Source organism: Pseudoalteromonas lipolytica (genome assembly GCF_003515105.1).
Taxonomy (GTDB): domain Bacteria; phylum Pseudomonadota; class Gammaproteobacteria; order Enterobacterales; family Alteromonadaceae; genus Pseudoalteromonas; species Pseudoalteromonas lipolytica.
Genome location: NZ_CP032090.1, coordinates 818,990 through 839,301 on the forward strand (window position 1 = coordinate 818,990; position 20,312 = coordinate 839,301).

The 20,312-nt window shown below is 42.4% G+C and carries 12 protein-coding genes; 9 read left to right on the plus strand and 3 right to left on the minus strand.

Features of this window, described 5'->3' with window-relative positions:
- Positions 1-95 precede the first annotated feature (95 nt).
- On the minus strand, positions 96-2,228 hold the full coding sequence (pdsS, locus tag D0907_RS03820) for a proteobacterial dedicated sortase system histidine kinase (RefSeq protein WP_118844041.1): 2,133 nt from the start codon (positions 2,226-2,228) through the stop codon (positions 96-98).
- The gene (pdsR, locus tag D0907_RS03825) at positions 2,228-2,917 is read right to left on the minus strand and encodes a proteobacterial dedicated sortase system response regulator (RefSeq protein WP_036970667.1); all 690 of its coding nucleotides are present in this window, start codon (positions 2,915-2,917) and stop codon (positions 2,228-2,230) included. The genes pdsS and pdsR overlap by 1 nt, the downstream gene beginning before the upstream one ends.
- 230 nt (positions 2,918-3,147) lie before the next feature.
- On the opposite strand from pdsR, the gene pdsO reads away from it, so the two are divergent.
- Genes pdsO through D0907_RS03840 form a run of 3 tightly spaced genes read left to right on the plus strand, consistent with a single transcriptional unit; the run spans position 3,148 to position 6,478 of the window.
- A complete protein-coding gene (gene pdsO / locus D0907_RS03830) occupies positions 3,148-3,885 on the plus strand; it encodes a sortase-associated OmpA-like protein PdsO (RefSeq protein ID WP_118844042.1) in 738 nt (245 codons plus the stop codon).
- A gap of 26 nt (positions 3,886-3,911) precedes the next feature.
- A complete protein-coding gene (locus D0907_RS03835; protein WP_065978063.1) occupies positions 3,912-5,903 on the plus strand; it encodes a marine proteobacterial sortase target protein in 1,992 nt (663 codons plus the stop codon).
- Positions 5,891-6,478, plus strand: coding sequence for a class GN sortase (locus D0907_RS03840; protein ID WP_075594533.1), 588 nt, complete (start codon positions 5,891-5,893; stop codon positions 6,476-6,478). The genes D0907_RS03835 and D0907_RS03840 overlap by 13 nt, the downstream gene beginning before the upstream one ends.
- Here the strand turns inward: D0907_RS03840 and D0907_RS03845 are convergent.
- Entirely contained in the window at positions 6,385-7,332 is a 948-nt protein-coding gene (locus D0907_RS03845; RefSeq protein WP_118844043.1) for a DMT family transporter, read from the minus strand. The genes D0907_RS03840 and D0907_RS03845 overlap by 94 nt on opposite strands.
- 122 nt (positions 7,333-7,454) lie before the next feature.
- Here D0907_RS03845 and proB point away from each other — a divergent pair, with 122 nt between their 5' ends.
- The 6 genes from proB (at position 7,455) to D0907_RS03875 (ending at position 20,047) form a co-directional block, all read left to right on the plus strand.
- Positions 7,455-8,558, plus strand: coding sequence for a glutamate 5-kinase (proB, locus tag D0907_RS03850; RefSeq protein WP_036970656.1), 1,104 nt, complete (start codon positions 7,455-7,457; stop codon positions 8,556-8,558).
- A 63-nt stretch (positions 8,559-8,621) separates the two neighbouring features.
- Positions 8,622-9,593 carry a GGDEF domain-containing protein gene (locus D0907_RS03855; RefSeq protein WP_036970652.1) on the plus strand — a complete coding sequence of 324 codons (972 nt, stop codon included), beginning with the start codon at positions 8,622-8,624 and terminating at the stop codon, positions 9,591-9,593.
- A gap of 67 nt (positions 9,594-9,660) precedes the next feature.
- Positions 9,661-10,020, plus strand: coding sequence for a glutathione S-transferase N-terminal domain-containing protein (locus tag D0907_RS03860; protein ID WP_118844044.1), 360 nt, complete (start codon positions 9,661-9,663; stop codon positions 10,018-10,020).
- A gap of 80 nt (positions 10,021-10,100) precedes the next feature.
- A complete protein-coding gene (gltX, locus tag D0907_RS03865) occupies positions 10,101-11,585 on the plus strand; it encodes a glutamate--tRNA ligase (RefSeq protein WP_065978065.1) in 1,485 nt (494 codons plus the stop codon).
- A 257-nt stretch (positions 11,586-11,842) separates the two neighbouring features.
- Complete coding sequence (locus D0907_RS03870; RefSeq protein ID WP_118844045.1) at positions 11,843-13,369, plus strand: arylsulfatase; 1,527 nt, start codon at positions 11,843-11,845, stop codon at positions 13,367-13,369.
- 810 nt (positions 13,370-14,179) lie between these two features.
- Positions 14,180-20,047, plus strand: a complete 5,868-nt coding sequence (locus D0907_RS03875; RefSeq protein ID WP_118844046.1) for a S8 family serine peptidase — start codon at positions 14,180-14,182, stop codon at positions 20,045-20,047.
- Positions 20,048-20,312: the final 265 nt, after the last annotated feature.

Genomic DNA, 20,312 nt, shown 5'->3' on the forward strand with positions numbered 1-20,312 from the left:
GTCAAATTTGCCTTTTATAGTACAATATACTAAGCCCGCTAATCTGAATTATTGGTGAATAACTAAGCGTTAAATTGTAATCAAGTGTAACGCTGTCATCGTTGTTTTATAGGCAAACTTACAGTGAACACCACGCCGCTATCATCTGCGATATTTTCAGCCTTGACCTGTCCCTCATGGTAATCACAAATTAAACGAACAATATACAAGCCTAATCCTAAATGGGGTTGTTGCTGATGCTCCTGAGTTCTCACTGATACCATCGAATCAAATATATGATCTACTAAGCCCTCTGGTAACAAAGGGCCTTGGTTCACAATTTTTAGAATAGCGTGCTGTTCGTTTTTAGCTAAACTCACCGTTACTTGGCTGTCAGGAGATTTAAACTCGAGCGCATTATTAATCAGTTTATCAAGAAGTTGGGCAATAAACTCCGGGGCCCCTCGCAGGGGCAGTGGTGATTCATAAAGTGATAAATTAAATAATTTCTCGCCATAAGTAATTTGGTAACCTTGCATGCAGCCAGTGATCACTTGAGTGAGATCAAACGTCTCAGCTTCCACATTTTGAATGCTTTGTTCTAGGCGTGTTGCTTCACTCATTGTGGTTATTATTTTACCTAGTCGCTCAACGCCTTCGCTGGCGCGCGCGAGGTATTTTTGACTAAACTCAGATTGCGGCTGCATTTGTAAGTTTTCAAGCGATGAGCGCACCACCGCAACAGGGGTACGTAATTCATGAGAAAGGCGTGATGACATATTCTCAAGGTAATCGGTATAACCACTTAAGCGGCTGACAATATTGGCAAAACTACGTGAGAGATCACCAATTTCATCATTTGAATCGGTATACGTTATTTTGCCTGTAATTCGGCCTTGTGCATCAATAGCTTGCTCAGCGTTATCACGTAAACGACGAATACGGCTTGAGATCCGTGATGCAAAAAAGAATAAGGTGACAGTACCGACTAGCATGACAGCTAAAATAACGTTAAATAGTTTCTCGAGCGATTTATTACGAAGAGTACGCACACCATTGGTGGTTTCTTCTGCGATAACAGCACCAATGACCTTATCTTGAATCCAAATCGGGTAGGCTGCTGATAAGATCACCGCCTTGCTATCGGGAGTTAAGCGCCACGATGAAGCGGGTTTCCCGTTTAATGCACTGGCGATATGCGTGCCTTGCATAGCGGCCACATCATGCAAAGTATCAATAAACTCATTTTCAGGGCGAGTTAATATTTGGTAATAAAGCGGATGCAAGTAATCACGCTCAAATTGTTGCCACCATGTTGTTGCCGGTTTATCTGTGAGTCCATCTGCCCAGACACCATCAGCGTGATGTATAGACCCCGCTTGTGCGAGTACGCGATGGTGGCTATCGACTACCCAAATTCGACTGCCGCTATGGCCCATCCCTTTTAAAATACGGTTTATCTCTGGTGAAGGCACAAGCACCGAGCCAATGTCGTTGGGATTGAGTAGGTTAGACGTTGACATAAGTTGAGGCTCAACTTTGTCATCATCCCAATCTTCAATTGCAAATCCCAGCTTGTTGCCAAGCATGCTTAATGGAAAGCGCAGTTCAATGTTATAGCCCGTTTCTGTGCTTTGAAAATAGCCTTGAATCTTTGTAACAGGCTCGCGGCTGATAGCGTCAAAGGCATTAACCCAGCCATCTTGGCGAGCAGCAATCACGTAATGCTTAAATTCACCTTCGGGGGTCTTTAACATGATTTGTAAGTGATCATTGCGCGTAATACTGAGCGTATTTTTAGCGCGATACACCAACGAGCTATCACGCACCTCAAAGACTGCATACAAATAGTTTTCGTACTTACCAACCATATGACTAAATGCTAAATCAGCGTCTTCGTGCGCGGGGTTTACACGTTGTAAGTAGCGTTTATCGTAATGCCAAAAAAGTGCCCTATAGGGTTGCCAGTCAGCAAGTTTGCCATCAAGTTGAATCGGGTTGCTGAGGTTATAGGCATATAAATCACGGCCTTTAACGACCTGATCTAAAAAATTGGTTTGCGAGTCGAATAAGGCTGGCCGTTCATGTAACGCTGTTGCCAGGGCTCGTGTGGTGCCTACGAGTGTTTTTTCTTGGCCCTGCCTTAAAAACTTTTCCATTTCCCAAACATATTCATAGCCAAGCCAAGGCAGTAAAAACAAAAAGCAAGACAGTAAAATAAACTTACTGCGCAAACCAAATCTGAGCATTAAGCTTGCTCCCAGCGATAACCCATACCGTACACTGTGTCGATACAATCGAAGCTATTATCTAAGGCAATAAACTTTTTTCGGATACGCTTAACGTGGGAAGTAATCGTACTGTCATCGACATAAATTTTTGCATCGCTCATTAATTCATTGCGACTTTTTACATGCCCTGGACGCTGCGCAAGTGAATGCACCATCCAAAACTCAGTCACCGTCAAGTCAACAAGCTGATCGTGCCAAAACACTTGCATACGCTGGCTATCTAATTTTAATAGACCACGATGCAGTAGCGCATCTTGATTAGCCGGTTGTTCAAGTGCATCTAAGCGTCTGAATAAAGCCCCAATTCGTGCGGCAAGGTGCGCCATACTGATATCTTTTGTTAAGTAGTCATCAGCACCCATGCGCAGGCCGCAGACCGTATCAATTTCACTATCACGCGCGGTTAAAAAGATAATAGGCAAGGTTTTCGAGAGCGACCGTAATGTTTGACATAATAAAAACCCTCCATCAATTTCATGCGCTAAGCCAATGTCTACGATGGCCAAATCTGGCAATGACTGGCTAAACGACAGCTCTGCGCTTGCTCGGTCAGCAAACCCAATGACTTGATAGCCTTGTGCGCTCAACATTTCAGTGTAGTTTTCGCGGATGGCTGTTTCATCTTCGACAATGGCTATTTTCTTCATTCTTCCTACTTATTTAGCTTCATAGTCAGCACTATGAATACACTATACCGAAAATTTTACTGTGCGTACTGGCAAAAATGCGATTGCCATTTTTCTGCCACAATTGCTCAGCAGTTTGCCTTTTTTGATCCCCTTTATTGCCATTTCGGCTTGTTTTAATAGCGCTATACCACGTTTGCAACGCCAACCAATAGTTGCCAAACAATTAATGTAAAAGAAAGGATTAAATTATGAAAAAGATCATCATTGCTGCACTTATAACGTCGGTCCTATCAACAAGCCAATTTGTTGAGGCTGCGCCTCAAGCAAAACAAGAAACACCAAAAGAAACAGCTATTGGCCTTAGTGCAGGCGCTGTTGTTGGCGGTTTGATTGGGGGCCCTGTGGGTGCATTTGTTGGCGCATTTGCCGGAGGATTAATCGGTGAAAAAGAAGCCGGTGAGCGTGTTATCGAAGCGCAAAACCAGGCACTTGTTGTTATGCAGCAGCACACTGCAGATTATCAGCAGGTTATTGCTAATAATGCGGTTTTGACTGAGCAACTTGAGAGCTTAAATGATGAGAAAGAGCAATTGCTTCAAGCCCAACTAAATACTTTGCTGGCCATGACCGTTCAATTTAAAACAGGGTCAAGTGAGATAGCCCCGCATTTTGCCAGTCAGCTCGATAAAGTCGCACGGTTACTGATTGAACAACCGCACTTGGCTATCGACTTAAACGGCTTTGCCGACCAACGGGGTGATGAACTCGCTAATTTAATGCTATCTAAGAAACGTGTGAATGCCGTGCAAAGTTATTTAATTAAACAAGGTGTGCCGCACACGCGACTGTCTGCTACAGCATTTGGCGAGAAACAAAGTGTTGCAAGTTCAAATGATTATGAAGATAACGTGTTTGATCGCAGAGTCACACTAACCACACGACCTGTTCAAAACACGCAATTACAGACTGCAAAAAGCAATCGCTAATTCATCTGTCGATGGAGTGACATGTTATGTTGAGTAACCGAACCAAAAGGCTCTTGTCCGTGAGCCTTTTTATCCTACTTTTAGGATATGCTATAAATCCTGCATTAGCCGCTAATGTCAGTGCACAATTACGGTTTTATGATAACTTGCACAGCGAAGTGTCATCAGGCGTTTTAGTCAAAAACGATGTGACGATGACGCTCACAGGTTTAATCAATCATGTGGTTGTTAAGCAGCGTTATCAAAACCCACACCCGTTTGCAGTTAATGCGCGTTATGTATTTCCTTTGCCCGATGAAAGCGCAGTACATGCATTACAAATGCAAATTGGTGAGCGTGTGATTACGGGCAATATTGCACTCAAACAGCAAGCTGAGCAGCAGTTTAAAGAGGCGCAGCAGCAAGGCAAGCGAGCAGCCCTAGTACGTCAGCAACGGGCGAATATTTTCGCAACCGATGTTGCAAATATCGGGGCGGGCGATGAAATTGAAATCACCTTACAGTATCAAGAGATAATTGGTTTTCGTGATGGGGTATTTTCACTGCGTTTCCCAACCACGATTACACCCCGCTATGAGCCAAAAACAGCTCAGCTTAAGCCTCATACAAGCGAAAACCCAGAACCTAATTCATCGTCAATGTTGAATCAGAGCGCTCTGGCTTCTGCGTGGTTAAAACCGGTGTACCAACGCACAAATAGTCAGCAGGTTGATGCACATTTAAACTTGGCTATTAACATGGATATTGGTTTAGAGCTTAGTGATATAAATGCAAACCTGAGCGGTATGCAAATTGATAACCCACATTTTGGGCGCTATATACTTGCCCTTAATCGCGATGTACCGATGACACGTGATTTTGAGCTGACATTTAAGCCGCTCGACAAAGAGAGTTCACAGGCTGCGTTTTTTAAAGAAGTCGTCAATGGCGAAGAATATGGACTATTGATGCTCGTGCCGCCAGCGGATCATTTTACCGCACAGGCACGCCTCCCGCGTGAAATGGTCTTTGTAGTCGACACGTCGGGTTCTATGCATGGTCAGTCCATGGAGCAGGCAAAGCACGCTTTGTTTTATGCTTTATCGTTACTCGATGAAAACGATAGCTTTAATATTATTGGTTTTGATAATGACGTTACGGCTCTTAGTGAGGCTGCAATGATTGCCAATGACTTTAATATTCGCCGTGCAGAGCGTTTTATATATGGCTTGCAAGCCGATGGTGGCACAGAGATAAGTAATGCACTATCGCGGGTGTTAGATGGCAAACAGCATGATGGTTTTGTGCGTCAAATTGTATTTTTAACCGATGGCAGTGTAGGCAATGAAACACAGTTGTTTTCGCAAATTCAAGCTGACTTAGGTGATAGCCGCTTATTTACCGTTGGTATTGGCAGTGCACCAAATAGTTTCTTTATGACACGCGCTGCTGATATTGGTCGTGGTACGTTTACCTTTATTAGTAGCGCCAGCCAAGTACAGCCTAAAATGCAGCTATTATTCGATAAACTCGCTCACCCAGTTGTAACCGAGCTTGTCTTACATGCAGATAACCAAGAGCTTGAGTACTGGCCATCGCCTTTACCCGATCTTTATTTTTCTGAGCCCGTGTTAGTTGCGGTGAAGTTAGCTGGAAATCAACATGTAACCCTGACCGGGCAGACTCTATCAGGACCCCTTAATATTAACTTATCAGCGAATCACGCGGCGCAAGGTGAGGGCATAGCAAGACTATGGGCAAGGCAGAAAATTAAGTCACTCCTGCTTTATAATGATAAAGACAGCGTAAAGTCAGAAGTCGAAACATTGGCACTTCAGCATCATTTACTCAGTCCATTTACTGCTTTTATTGCTGTTGATAACGTCGCTGGGAACGAAATTGCTGAGCGCTCAGTGCAACTAAGAAATAGGCTGCCGAGTGGAATGACATTGCCACAAACAGATGGGCAAAGTCGTGTATTTATAGTGTTTGGCTTGTTATTGGTATCGTTAGCATGGTTATGGCAATGGCGACGTTAAAAAAGGCCTTACCACTGTGTGTGGGGTTGCTTGGCATTTCACTGCTACTCAATGGCAGTTATATGCAAGCCAAGGCGTGGCTTGCCCAGCATCTGATTGAATCAGCTTGGCAACATGCTTTGCTGACGCCAAATGAAAAAGTCAGGCCGTGGTTTTACGCTGACGGTTATGTCACAGCACAACTAAATTGGCCTACTCAGCAGCAACGTTTAACTATTTTAGCGGGGGCGTCGGGGCGTAACTTAGCCTTTGCTCCCGGGCATTTCTTACCCAGTGGTGAACTTTCGAGTGACAATGGGGTGTTAATTGCAGGCCACAACGATACCCACTTTGCATTTTTAAAAAATGTGAAAGTGGGCGAGTCGTTTTCTATGCAGTTACAAAACGGCCAAGTCGTGCACTACCAAGTACGCAGTGTTCGTGTCATTCATCAACACGAGCAGGCCTTTTTAATGCAACCCGGTTTGTATTTATTAACCTGTTACCCTTTTGATTCTTTGGCATCGGGTACCGAGTTGAGATTATTAGTGTCGGCAGACAAGCTCTCATCATCTACGTCAATTTTAAGTTCTTGATGGCGTTGACTGACAATCACGCCCGCAAATACCACACCGATACTTAACCACTGCCAAGTTGTTAGCACTTCTCCCAGTAAGATAGCGGATAAAATTAACGCAAAAATAGGAATCAAATTAGAGTAAGCCGCGGCAGTTAGGACCGATACTTTACTGATGGCATAGTTATACATACCATAGCCGCCTAAGGTCACGCACGAGCCTAAATATAAAATACTCAATAGGGCACTCAAATCATGTTGATTCTCGCTCGGCAGTTCAATAAAGAATAAAAAGGGTGCAAAGAATAGGCTGCCACTAAAGCCTTGTATGGCTATCAGTGTAAGCGGGGAGTAACGTGTTACTAAGTGTTTAACACTGACAGTATAAAAGGCCGCGCAGACCATGGCCATGAGCTCTAAAAAGTTACCCAGTAAAGGGTTTGGCGCTTGCTCGCTACTTGGCGAAAGCAAGGTTAACAAAATACTGCCACCAATACAGAGTGTAAAGCCAACCACAATGGCTTTACTGATGTACTCTTTTAACATTAAGAAAGCTAAAATAGCGACAATAATCGGTAAGCAAGACACAATAACACCCGCTTGCGATGCTGATGTGTATTCAAGCGCATGACCTTCAAATAAGTAATATAAGCAAGGCTCTGCCAGCGACATGCCTATCAAGTATTTCCAGTCGCCTTTTTTAAATTCAAAGCGGATCACAAATCGCCACAAGCATAAACAAATTAAAAGGGTGGTTAACATCCTTAAAAAAATTACCAACACGGGGTCATGAATTGTGATTGCATGCTTTAACGCAATATAGGAACTTCCCCATAAAAAAGTGGCAATTATTAAGCATAAACTGGCAGGCATAGGTGTCGCTTCGTGTGTTAAAAATGAAAAAACGATCCTAGCATGAATTTTTTTAACTTGTTCAAAAACTGTTTGCTGGTATATATAAATTCTCTATTTTATTTACAGAATTAATAACGCAGATGCAAAGGCCACATGTCGTTGTTGTAAAGCTAGGCACAAGTGTGCTGACAGGCGGTACAGACAAATTAGATAAAGCACATATGGTGGAGCTTGTTCGCCAGTGTTGTGAGTTAAAAAAACAAGGTTATCAGGTTGTTTTAGTATCCAGTGGCGCAGTCGCTGCGGGTCGTGAGCAATTAATAACCCCCTGTGGCCGTTCTTTGATCGAAAAACAAATGCTGGCAGCAATTGGCCAAGGTCATCTTATTCATACTTGGCAGAGTTTATTTGCACTCTATGGTATTAATGTTGGGCAGATGCTGCTTACCCGAGCAGATGTTGAAGACCGCGAACGTTATTTAAATGCCCGCGACACACTCAATGCATTGCTTGCGCATAATGTGGTTCCAATCATTAACGAAAATGATGCCGTAGCCACGACTGAAATAAAAGTCGGCGATAATGATAACTTGTCTGCGTTGGTGGCTATTTTAGCAAATGCAGAAAAACTTTTGCTGCTGACCGACCAAGAGGGGTTGTTTACTGGTGACCCGCGCTCTGATGTTAATGCAACTCTCATAAACGAAGTATCACACATTAACGATGAGCTTAGAGAGCTTGCTGGTGGAAGTGGTACAAGTTTAGGAACTGGCGGAATGGCAACTAAACTTCAAGCTGCTGATATTGCTCGTCGTGCAGGCGTTGAAGTGATTATTGCCAAAGGTGCGGGTAAAAATGTGATTTTAAATTGCATGGCTGACAAACTGCCAGGTACTCGGTTTTTAAAATTAACCGCCCCCAAAGATGGTCGAAAAAAATGGCTATTAGCGGGCCCCAAAAGTTCTGGGCAACTGGTGATCGATGATGGTGCCAGTTTGGCACTCCAAGAGCGCGGAGCCAGCCTTTTAGCAAAAGGGGTCAGAGCTGTTAGAGGCCAATTTGAACGAGGTGATGTAATTGAAGTGATATCGAGTGAAGGTCAATGTATTGCAAAGGGGCTCGTTAACTTTAACCATCAAGAAATCGATACAATAAAAGGCTGCCACTCATCACAAATTGCGCAGTTACTTGTGTTTGCACCAAGCAGTGAAGTAATACACAGAGATGATATGATTTTATTATAGTTTTTTAGTAATTTTTATAAATTTAACTACACTAAAGTTACTAATAGTTCTGGGGACTTTTCAATGCAGGCAAACCCTTGTGGACATGAATGGGTTGTGACGATAACACAGCAAGAAGAAGAGCCAGAGCTTGATCAGGCCCTTGTCGATGCGGTGGCAGGGTTAGGAGAGTTTTCGCGGTTTGCTATTTATGTCAATAAATTTTTTAAACCTGGGCTACCTGCACAATTAATTAATAAAGACACCGTGATAGAGAAGCTCTCTGAACACGAGGTCAATGAATTAATAGATAAAGTCAGTCGCAATAAAATCCGCATTAGCCATAACTATGGCTGTATTTATACCTATGTACCTGTTTATTATACGGGAAATGTAGTAGGGGTTTTAGTGATTGAGTCGAATCAAGAGCTCACCGAACGCTGTAGTATGTTAGCAATTTACATGCTAAATATTTACGCTAACCAACTTGCATTGTTGCATAAGTCCCGCCTTGACCCATTGACTGAATTACTTAATCGTCAAACGTTTGATAAAAAAGTGATTGATATCGCGGCGCAAGCGGCGCATGGAGTTACTCACTCAGATGTAAATCACCGCCACTGGTATTTGGCAATGATCGACATTGATCACTTTAAACGTGTGAATGATAACTACGGCCATGTTATTGGTGATGAAGTCATTTTGCTGGTCGCACAATTACTCAAAAATAACTTCCGATTCGAAGATTATGTATTTCGTTATGGGGGAGAAGAGTTTGCCATTTTATTTCAAGCAACCGACGAATGTGATGCGCGCAACGTGTTAAATCGATTTCGTGCGTGTGTCGCTGAGTATCCATTTCCACAAGTAGGTAGCCTCACTGTAAGTTGTGGTTTTTTGCCTATTTGTGAGTTTGAAATGGTTGCAAGCTTAGTTCAAAAAGCAGATAACGCCTTGTATCATTCAAAGAACATGGGGCGTAATCGCATAACGGCGTATTGCGAATTGGATATTCAAGATAATAAACACAATGATGACTCGATAGAGTTATTTTGAGCCTGTTGCAGCGTGTAGTGCTGTGTTAAAATTGCCCACCTTATTTTATTCAGTATGAGAATGTGAGATGAAGTTTGTCCGCTGGTTGTTAGGCCGCCTTATTTTACTTTTTGATTTTATTTTTACGCCGCGCAGTAAAAAACGTCCTGCTGCAGAGCAAGCACAGCTTGATTTAGTAACATCACAATTTAAGCTATATCAATTCAAAGCGTGCCCATTTTGCGTAAAAGTACGCCGTGCGATTAAACGCCAGGGCTTATCTGTGGAAACTCGTGACGCCAAAGGTAATGAACTCTTTCGCCAAGAGCTATTAGAGCAGGGCGGAAAAATTAAAGTACCGTGTTTACGTATTGAAGAAAACGGCCAAGCAACGTGGTTGTATGAATCAAACGATATCATTGCTTATTTAGATAAAGTCGCTGCATAAAGCGGCTTTTCACTTCGATAATAGCTCATGCTGTGCTAGCATTTGGGCAAATTTTTAATTGTCTTTTGAGAGATATAACCATGACAATTCGCACCCGTGTTGCTCCTTCACCAACAGGTGATCCGCATCTAGGTACTGCTTACATCGCTTTATTTAACTACTGCTTTGCAAAACAGCAAGGTGGGGAGTTTGTTTTACGTATAGAAGACACTGACCAAGTGCGCAGTACAGCTGAATCAGAGCAAGCTATCATGGATAGCTTACGTTGGTTAGGCTTAAACTGGGATCATGGTCCTGATGTGGGCGGTGAGTTTGGTCCATACCGTCAATCTGAGCGAAGTGATTTATACAAAAAGTTTGCGCATCAGTTAGTTGAGCAAGGCAAAGCATTTTATTGTTTTGCAACTAGCGAAGAGCTAGATCAAATGCGTGAAGAACAAATGGCTGAGGGTTTGCGTCCTAAATATGATGGTCGTGGTTTAAATCTATCAGACGATGAAATCAAAGCGAATCTTGACGCGGGTAAGCCGTACGTTATTCGTATGAAGATCCCAAGCGACGGCACGTTTAAGTTTAACGACTATCTTCGTGGCGAAATTGAGATCCCGTGGGAAAACGTAGACATGCAAGTGTTGCTGAAAGCCGATGGCTTCCCAACGTATTTCCTTGCTAACGTTGTTGATGATCACCACATGCAAATTAGCCATATTTTCCGTGGTGAAGAGTGGATCAACTCAGCGCCTAAGCTATTAAAATTATACGAAGACTTCGGTTGGGAAGCGCCTGTACTTGGTCACTTGCCGTTACTTCGTAACCCAGATAAATCAAAGTTATCAAAGCGTAAAAATCCAACTTCAATCAATTACTACAAAGAAATGGGTTACCTGCCAGAGGCACTATTGAACTATTTAGGCCGCATGGGTTGGTCAATGCCTGATGAACGTGAAAAGTTCACGCTAGATGAGATGATTGAACACTTTGATATGAAACGTGTTTCTCTGGGTGGGCCTATTTTCGACGTGGATAAGCTTAGCTGGTTAAACGGTATGTGGATCCGTGAAAACTTGTCAGATGCTGAATTAATGCAACGTTTTGTTGATTGGAAATTTAATACTGAGTTATTCGCTAAAGTATTACCAGAAGCAAAAACACGTATTAATACGTTATCAGACATGGTTGATCTTGCCGGTCATTTCGTGGGCGGTATTCCAAGCTATGATCCTGCGTTGTTAACGGCTGGTAAAGCGGGTGAAGATGCAACACGTCAAGCACTGCAATTCTTCATCTGGCAATTAGAAGGCTTACGTACATGGGAAAAATCAGCGATTTTTGCCATTGCGAAAGAAGTTGCAACGTTCCATGAGCTGAAGATTAAAGATTTTCTTGAGCCGATTTTTGTCGCTATTACGGGCAAAACATCATCAACATCGGTACTTGATGCAATGGAAATATTAGGCTCAGACCTGTCGCGTGCGCGATTACGTGTTGCACTTTCGCACATTGGCGTGTCAAAAAAGCAAGCGAAAAATATTGAGCGCGCTTACCGCGATTACCCGCAAGCTTAAAAATTATTACGCTTTAAAAACCGAGCTATATGTGAAGTGACCCCCAATAGTTGGACATTCCAATTACTGGGGGTTTTTTTATATTTAAATCAAAGTTAACGAAGATTTAACTTGTAAATAGGTACTACTCTAATAGTATTAAACATGTACAACTTATCACTTGTAGGAATATCTTAATTAAGCAGTATAAGGTGGCTGCAAGCGAGGGATTTTTTAAGCTGAAGTGAATGCTTCGGTTAATTTTCAAGGAGAAAGTGATGTTCAAATACTTATTGGTCTGTTTGACCTTTTTTGGCATTAGTACGTCGAGTTTCGCTGCTGATAAACCCAATGTGCTTATTATTTGGGGTGATGATGTTGGTATGTGGAATATTAGCGCTTACCATCGTGGCATGATGGGAGGTAGCACACCTAACATAGATAGCATTGCCAATGATGGCATGATATTTATGGATCATTACGCACAGGCCTCGTGTACGGCTGGTCGTGCTGCATTTATTACTGGTCAGTACCCAATGCGTACCGGTCTTAGTACGGTAGGTCTACCTGGAGCACCACAAGGTTTGCAAAAGAAAGATCCAACGTTAGCAACGATGCTTAAATCTAAGGGGTATGTAACAGGGCAGTTTGGTAAAAACCATTTAGGTGACCTTGATGAACACTTACCAACAAATCATGGTTTTGATGAATTTTTTGGTATTTTGTACCACCTCAATGCGGGTGAATACCCAGAACAGCAAGATTATCCACAAGACGCCAAAACACAAGAAAAGTTTGGTCTAAAAATGCGTGGAGTCATTCATTCAAAAGCGCTTGCTAATGGTAAACAAGAGGTTAAAGATCTTGGCCCATTTGGTAAAGAACGTCAGCGTAATTTAGACCAAGAAGTGCTTGTTGAATCAAAACGTTTTATTCGTGATGCAGTAAAACAAAATAAGCCTTTCTTCGTTTGGCATAACACCACACGGATGCATTATCAAACTAACCTTAATAAAGCGTATGACGGTAAAACAGGGTTTGGTTTATATGCTGATGGTATGGCTGAACTGGATGATGATGTAGGAGAGCTGCTTAACTTACTTGATGAGCTTAAAGTATCTGATAATACAATAGTGATGTTTTCTACCGACAATGGAGCTGCATCAAACTCATGGCCTGATGGTGGCAACCAGCCGTTTCATGGTGAAAAAGGTGTTGGTGGCTGGGAAGGTGGTTTCAGAGTTCCTATGCTTGTTAAATGGCCAGGCCATATTCCAAGTGGTGTAAGCACGGGTGAGTTTATGACCATGGAAGATTGGATACCAACGATTATGTCATGGCTCGGTGATAAAGACCTAAAAGCTAATTTGCTTAAAGGTACAAAAATTAATGGCCAAAAGTATAAAGTTCATTTAGATGGCTTCGATCAAAGTGATATCTTGTTGAATAATGGTAAAACAAACCGTAAAGAGTTTTATTATTTTACCGAAACGACTTTCCACGGTATGCGTTACGGTGATTGGAAGTTAATTTTCACAGAGCAAGAGCATTGGTTCAGATCTTCGCAACAAGCCCTTACTACACCTTATATCATTAACCTAAAAATGGACCCATTTGAGCGCTTCATTGATGCAAGGGGTTACGATGAGTGGGCAGAAAACCGTAGCTGGATTTTAGGCCCTGCAGGTAATCAAATTTCAGAGTTTGTAAAAACCTTTAAGGCTTTCCCGCCTAGCCAAGAGAGCATGTCAGTACAAGTGGATAGTGTCGCTGAAATGATTTCAAAGCAAGCGCTAAACCGCTAACAATATAGGCTTTACCAGGGCACGACGTTGCGACATCGCAGTTTTGTTCGTCACTGGTAAAGCTTTTACAGCTTTCAACCCCGTAGCCATTGCCGCCTCTATTTACCCCCTCACGTTTTAACTGCTCAATAGCAATACTCTATTTATCGCTGTTGGATTGTAACCGCTAGATTGCACTGAACGTTGCCCTTGGCAGCTAAGTTCTTCAACATCGCCAAAATAATATGCATCACTTTGAATAGCTTGTTCTTCACTTATAAATTCCTGTATTCGCTACTTTTCGAATTCATAAGTAAACAAATTAGGGGACTGTTAGTCTTAAACCTATGTTGCCGCAGGCAGATAAAGTTGAAAAAGTGGTGAGTAAAACGAGCAGTCGAGTGATGTCTTTTTCACTTTAACTAAGTTCTATTGTTCTATCGCTAAAAGCATGACTTTGTTGTTAAAAATTGAGGCTAATATTGAATCAATACATCTATTTATGCACTTTGGTTAGTCTTAAATGGGGTTGAAAATGTAACTAAGCTTGAATCTTTGTTAACAGTGTCGATTTTTTGCGTCTTAAATAAAAGTAGAAATTTTCACATTTAGAGAGTGTTCATTAAATTTCGATTAGCGTTATGGCTTGTTTTATAAGCTTAAATTTGATTTTGTCGTTATTTTGGTAATTTATTTGTTAAGGTTAAGTACAAAACGCTACAACTAAGTTGATTAATTTGTTTCATGGGTGTGATTGAATAACGGTTAAGTTTTGAAATGGATATTCATAAAACTTAAATAATTATTCAAATAACTATCCAGGAATTACTTATGCAAGTAAAAACACTCTCAATTGCTGTCGCTGCGGCTCTTTACAGTGCCAGCGCAGCCTATGCGACTGGTATTGAAGCTAATAACAACGCAAATAAATTACAAGCACCTAATATTACATTCGATGAAGTAAAAGCACTTTCAAATAAAGTTCATGACGCTAGTTCAGAAACAATGTTGCAAAACAATGGCTTGAACGTAAAAATAAATGCACAAACAAGAAAGTTCGTTGAAGAAGGCATCACAGGCGAAAGTATTTATATTGTAAAACTTCGTGACAATGCCGTTGCATTAGAAGCAAGAGATATTCAATCTCCACTTGCTCGTAGCTTGCAACAACAAGGTGTAAGCAAGATTTTTGAACACGGTAAGCCGTCTTCTCCTGCTGTAATCGACTATCAAAATAAGTTATTAACTAAGCAGCAATCGGTAATGCAGAGCGTGGCTTCAGTAACAGGCCGTACAGAAATGCGCCGCCAGTTTACTAAAGCAATCAATGGTTTCTCAGTAAAAATGACAGAAGCCGAAGCGCGTAGAGTGTCAGAGCTAGGCTCTGTTTCATCTGTTATGCGTTCAAAGAATTATGACCTTTTATCTGATGAAGGCCCTCGTCATATTGGTGCAGACCAAGTGTGGAATGGTACGAGTGTACCAAGCGGTATCAAAGGCAAAGGTGAAGGGCAAATCGTTGGTATTATCGATACCGGTATTAATTCAGATCACCCGTCTTTTGCAGAAGTTGGCGGCGACGGTTATGTTCACACTAACCCGCTCGGCGATGGTAACTTCTTAGGTGACTGTGTTGACGATGCAGAGTTCATCCAATGTAATAATAAATTAATCGGTGTACGTTCTTATGACATGATCACCGATGTGTTCTCTGAAATTATCCCAGGCTGGCCTGCAATTGGTGAAGATTACCAAGGGCATGGCTCGCACGTTGCGTCAACAGCAGCGGGTAACGTAGTTAAAAACGTACCATTAGTCACTGTTGGTGCTGGTGACCAATCAGATGGCATGGTGATTAAAGAAGATCTCTTCCCAGAAATTTCGGGTGTGGCACCGCATGCAAATATTATTTCTTACCAAGTGTGTTACCCATCAAATGATATCGGTGCGAATGGCTGTCCGGGCGAAATATTACTAGCAGGTATCGAAGATGCGATTTCTGATGGTGTTGATGTTATTAACTTCTCAATTGGTGGTTCAGATTCAAACAGCTGGACAGACCCAGTACAACTTGCATTTTTAGCAGCACGTGAAGCGGGTATTAACGTTGCGGCTGCGGCTGGTAACAGCGGCCAAGGGTGTGGCAGCGCAGAGTGTTTCGGCTATTTGGATAACTCATCACCTTGGCTTGCGCAAGTTGCAGCAACGACGCATGGTCGAAGTGTTGTGATTGAAACGCCGGTTGAATATGCAGGCTTTGCTGACGCATCAATGGGCTCTGAAGTGCCAAGCTGGTCAGAAATGGGTCTAACAGGTGGCTCACTTAACCAAACAGACATCACGGGTGTCGTTGTGTGGGCAAAAGACTATGCTGATGTGAATGGTGTTAAAGATGCGAATGGGTATTGTACTGCTGACTACCCAGCTGGCACATTTGACTTTTACAAAGATGGCTCGCCAATTGTGGGTGCTGCAGAGGGTGAAACTAACGTAATCGTTATTTGTCAACGCCATGACCCTCAAGACCCTAATGCTAATGCACGTGGTGCAAAGTCTGATCATATCAAAGCAGGCGGAGCAGATGGTTTCATTATGTTTAACCGTAATAAAGACCAAGGGACAGTTGCTGAAGGCTACTCACTTCCAAGTGTTCACTTTACTTATGATCAGTGGAATGGTGTATACCCAAATGATGGTTTAGAGGATTGGGTTGATAGCTTCTCTGAAAAAGGCCACATGATCACCATTAAAGCAACCAATGTTGAGCGTATAGTTAATGCTGAAGATGCTGATTGGTTAGCGCCATTCTCTTCTCGTGGTCCGTCGTACCCAAACCGTGAAGTATTGGCTCCAGCCCTTGCAGCGCCAGGTGTTGACATTTATGCGGCTTACGCTGATGAACATCCATTTGTTGCCACACCATACGGCACTGATTACTCAAGTTCTAGTGGTACATCAATGGCATCACCGCACGTTGCAGGTGCAATGACATTGCTACGCCAGGTACACCCAGATTGGTCAGCAACTGAAATTCAATCAGCATTATCAATGACTGCTGATAACGTGGTTAAATATCATCGCTTGAACAATGAAAAAGATACCATCGGTGAAGCGTCAGTTTACCGTGCTGGTGCGGGTCGTATTAATGTTGCTAATGCAGCTAAAGCCGGTTTTGTCATGGATGAGTCTGCGGAAAACTTTATTGCAGCAAACCCTGACAGTGGCGGTACACCACATAAGTTGAACATGCCAAATCTTGTTAATTTCTCATGTAAGCCAGAGTGTCAGTGGGTGCGTACCATTACAGCCACCGAAGATGGTACATGGACAGTAAGCAACGAAGAAGTTGTGAACTGGAATTTCGACATGAATAAGCAAATTCCACAAAATGGTATCAACTTTGAAATTACCCCTAATAAGTTCTCTCTAAAAGCGGGTGAAACACAAACCATTATTGTTAAAGCATCAATCATGGAAACACAAGATTGGTCAAGTAACTCAGAAGTAGAGCTGCACAGCAACCTACTGTTTAAAGCAGAAGAAGAGAACATTCCTGATGCGCGTTGGCCTGTTGTATTCAAATATGATCGTGGTGATTTACCAGCGAACCTTACAACCGTTGCACACTCTGATAAAGGCAGCTACGTTGTACAAGGCGTTGAGTTACCAGTTGTTTCATCACCTGTTGCACAAGCATATATGCCAGTTGAAGCAACCATAGATACGTTTGAATTACCAAAAGATAAAGACAATTTCTTCCCGTGGGCTTCTAATCGTACGGTTGAAGTAGACCCCGCTGATATACTTGATGAGGCTACCTATTCTAAGTTCATCACTGTGCCAGCTGATTCTAAACGCTTAGTCGTTGAAGTTGTGGGCGTAGAGTCTGAACTTGAAGGAAACTCTGACCGTGCGAACCCGCTTGTCTACATTGGTAAAGACTACAATGGTGATGGCGAAATTCAGATTGAAGATGAAATCTTGTGTGTCTCTGGTCACGTTGTTTATAACAACTTCTGTAATATCAATAACCCAGAAGAAGGTGAATATTGGGCCGTTATTTATAACCCAGCGAAACAACGTAACCCTGACTTTATCGAAAAAATTCAAATTGCAACAGCCGTTGTTAGTAATGATGTAGCGGATACGCTTGACGTTACACTTCCTGCAAGTGATGGCGTAAACCCAGTTGATATGACAATCAATTGGGATATGAACATGAATGCGGGCGGTATTTACTACAGTGCAATCGACGCTGGCACATCAACCGTAAATCCAGATAATCTAGGGACTATTCCACTTCGCATTGAACGTGGTGTTGATGTTGTTGACGTAGCCGTAGGCACTGAAGCAGCTAAAGTCGGTGACTTAATTCCTGTTAGCTTTAATGTACTTGCGAATAACTCGGGTGCCGACCGTGAGTTCTCATTTGATATTGATGCGCCTGCAGGATTAAATTTCCACTCTGACCGTATTGAAATCTCAAGCACATCAGATGTGGATGCTGAAGTTGTTGACGGTAAACTTGTTATCTCGGGTGTACAACCAGATACACGAGATGTTCAACCTGATTACCTTGTTACTAACAATGTAACCGATGAAATGTGTCGCCTTCCAAGTTTTGGTAATTCAAACCCAGGTGGTTATGTTAACTTATCTGATTTTGGTATTTTCCCAATGTTGTCGGGTTTCCAAGAAAATGGTCAAGCTAACTATGGCCGTGGTTGGATAATTCCAGTTAACACTTTATTCAATGGTGCATACGATAAAGTAAGCCTGTTTAATAATGGTGATGAAGTAAATATGTGGAATAACTTCATCCAAGTTAAAGGGATTGGTACGGTTGATACGCTAGGTGCGCGTTACCTTGTTCCTGCGCATTTACGCTTCCCTTACAACAATGTTCCATACGAAAATATGGCACCACTTTGGCGTGGTTGGTCTATCACTGAATCATCTATCACCAAAGATGTTCTCTCTGTAGGTCTATCTGCATCTGAAGGTATCTCACTGGCTTCAACAGCAAATGGTTGGGCTATTATTGAGTGGGATAATGCATCTGACTACGGTAACGAGTTTGGCTTTAGAGGTCAGTACTCTTATGACCGTCGTGATAACTCATTCGATTTCCAATTAATTTTCAATGCTGAAACACGTTTTGGTAAGAATGAGCATGAAATCTACTATGCGTACGATAACATCGACTTTGGCAGTACAGGTACTCACGGTAGTATCGGTGTGCAAGGCTTTAAAGGCCAAGTATCAACATTTGGTCCATTAGGTGATTATTTAGGGGTTGATATTGCGTACGATAACATCGACGAAGTAGTAAAAGATGACTACATCGTGTGTATGGATTACGTTGGCCCTGAAATGTCTCAGTTCGAAGTAACGGCATGGGCTGAAGTACTCCCTTCTGCTGCAGGTCAAACATTGGCACTGAACACGATTGCAAATGTTGATGGCATCGAAGCAATCACTAAGCTTAATGAAATTACAGTACCAAGCAACATCACAGTTGTAGCGCTTGACGATATGGTAACCACAGAAGAAACAGCAATTAGCTTTGATGTTCACTATATTGATGAAACAAACTCGAAAAATGAAATTTCAGTTATTTCAGACAATGTAAGTTTTGAAGTTGATGGCGATACAGTCACCGTAACACCCAATGAGAATTTCTACGGTGAAACAGAAGTGACGGTGGTTGTTTCTGACATTGAGAACCCATCAGATGCTGCAAGCACGACGTTTATGTTGACAGTAACTGGCGTGAGCGATGCACCTGTTGCAAATGTAGCGAATACAGAGATGGTTATCACAGAAGGCGATACGGTCACACTAGATGCATCAGCGTCAATGGACCCAGATGGTGATGAGCTGAGTTATAGCTGGCAAGGTAACGGTGTTATTGCAGATGCAAGCGCAGCGTTAACAACCGTGTCAGGCTTAACTGCGGGTGACCATGTATTTACAGTGACAGTATCAGATGGTGAACTTGAAACATCAGCAACTGTGAATGTGAAAGTCGTTACTGTTGCAGAGCGCTTAGCAATTGATGCTATTTCTAACCAATCAGTAGATGAAGATAACAGCACAGAGATTGCGGTTAACTTTGACAACCAGTTAGGTAAAGAAACCGTTATTACAGCAATGGCTGACAATGCTGAAGTTGAGGTAATGGGTCATGAAACGGGTTCAATGCTAAAACTGACACCAGCAGCAAACTTCAATGGTGAAATTGAAGTAACAGTAATGGTTGCTTATACAGATGAGCCTTCGGCGGTAGCGCAAACAACCTTTACACTGACAGTAAACGCAGTGAATGATGCGCCTGTTGTAGAGCTTGCAGAGACTCATTTATATGTACGTGAAGGTCAAGTACCGACACTTAGCGCAACGGCATCAGACCTTGATGGTGATGAGTTAACGTATGAGTGGACGGGTCCAGGTACGATAGAGTCAGCAAACAGTGCGAGCACGAAAGTGTCAGGTCTCGTTGCGGGTGACTATGTTTATACTGTGACAGTAAGTGATGGTACAACAACGGTTGAACAAAGCTTACAGTTATCAGTAACAGAAGCTCCCGAGGTTGATGACTCAGATGACGATGAGGATTCAAGCGGCTCACTTGCGTGGCTAACACTTCTAATGGCAGGTTTTGCAGGCTTAAGACGCCGTAAAGCAAAGCGCAGCTAATCACTCCCTAAGTGTGTTATGTGACAAAGGGCCTTCGGGCCCTTTTTTCGTTTTTAGGATTCCTCATTCCAATTCGCAGTAATGCTCACTCATTTTGAGGGGAGGAAGCAGAGCGTTAAAAACGTCTTATGAGTGGCTGCAACGATACAGGAATTATCACTGCTATATTGTTGATAAAAAGTAAATAATTAAAGTGGTTTTGCCGCTGCCTATGAGTGTACTTACCCTTAAATAGTGTGCTTCTATTTATTAATTGCAAATGAAA